Source organism: Holdemanella sp. (assembly GCF_056804935.1).
Genome location: NZ_DBMEXE010000296.1, coordinates 1 through 1500 on the forward strand (window position 1 = coordinate 1; position 1500 = coordinate 1500).

Annotated in this window: 2 protein-coding genes; one reads left to right on the forward strand and one right to left on the reverse strand. The window is 33.8% G+C overall.

All coding sequences use genetic code 11. The features are described 5' to 3' along the window. Nucleotides 1-90 precede the first annotated feature (90 nt). On the forward strand, nt 91-228 hold the full coding sequence (locus ACZQCL_RS09465) for a hypothetical protein (protein WP_482483033.1): 138 nt from the start codon (nt 91-93) through the stop codon (nt 226-228). A gap of 446 nt (nt 229-674) precedes the next feature. Here the strand turns inward: ACZQCL_RS09465 and holA are convergent. After that, nucleotides 675-1500 (reverse strand): DNA polymerase III subunit delta (holA, locus tag ACZQCL_RS09470; RefSeq protein WP_482483035.1); only part of this gene is annotated, 826 nt, incomplete at its 5' end.

The window sequence follows — 1500 nt, forward strand, 5'->3', positions numbered from 1 at the left end:
GGTGTTCGAAATAAAGATATATGTCCAGAAGTCAATTTATATAAGACGTTGTATGAGTGTTGATTTTAGCTTTATATCCTAATTTATTAAATGTGTCTTATCGATAAAAATCATGAACCAAACCAAACTACAATCGAAGCCATCGAGGAAGAAAGAAGAATTATGTCTGATTCAACAACGCCGAAATATTCCAGCATTGATGAGCTAAAAGCGGCATTAGATATATGAAATATATCCTAGAATTTACAACTCGTAGGTACACATTCCGACTTATTTCAATGATAAGTGCTAAATACTAATCCAAATACATTTAGATTGGCCATTCTTATTCATAGGAGCTTTTTTATTTGTCAAATATAAAAAGGTGGAGTCTTACTAATTGAAGATTCCACCTTTTCATAAGTATTCCTAAAAAATCAAATCTGGTAAGTTTTTCTGTCGGTTGTCGACAATGATTAGACATGAGCGTTTACCGTCTCTTATCCGACCACAACTTTTATTGATGCTTACCACATCTAAAGGTATTGCTACCTTCAGTAGGATTTTACCAATTTTTAGTTGAAATTCAATCAAAGAGTTTTTTTCTGTTCAACCATGGAAGAATTAATCAAAGCATTAGACAAATAATTTGAGACATAAAAAAGATACTTCAATGAAGCCAAAAACGAACAAGGCTATTCCTTGTTCATCATTAAGTTTAGACAGAAGTATTCAAAGCCATCATCCTTATCAATCTTACCCATTTTCATTTGTTGATCAAAATCCGCTAGTAAAGATAGATTGTAAAGTAAGGCTTCACTTGAAAAGCGCATGGCCTTTTGCATATTTAATTTCACGCGATACGGATTGGCCTTTAACTCTTGGGCAATGGTTGCCTGTGCCTTTCCTTCATCCATTAATACGCGTACTTGAAATAGAAAACGAATTTGACTTGCCAAAAGCGCAACGATAGCTACTGGCTGCATATTCAGCTTTCTAAAGTTACGGTAGTAAGCTAATAATAAAATCCCATTTTGACTAAAGAAGGCATCGACCATTTTAAAGATGTCATTCATAGGTTCTACAACTAATAGGTTTTGTACATCTTCAAACGTTGGATGTTTTGAATAGATGGAAATCTTTTCAATTTCATTCTGGATGCACATGGGATCGAGTCCCATTCTAGATGTCATCCAATCTAACGTTTTAAAATCGACCTTGACTCCATATTCCTTCAGTTTATCTTGCACATAAAACTTTTGTGACTTTTCATCAAGTGCTAAACAAGAATACAATGTTGCACACCCACTGATTTCTTTCACCTTTTTCTTTCTTGTATCCAGTTTATCGCTTGGACATACAAGCACAAGAATCATGTCTGTATCTTTTCTTACTAGAAAAGGATCCACTTCATAGTTTGTCGTATTCTTACTCGATAAAAAGGTGCAATTATTGACAATGATCATCTTGTCATCATCAAAGATCGAATAGGCATCTAAATCTTGTAGAACATTGGATATT

Bases quoted from the DNA above. Each gene is read 5' to 3' on its own strand.
- ACZQCL_RS09465 (WP_482483033.1), top strand. From the start codon at position 91: ATGTGTCTTATCGATAAAAATCATGAACCAAACCAAACTACAATCGAA.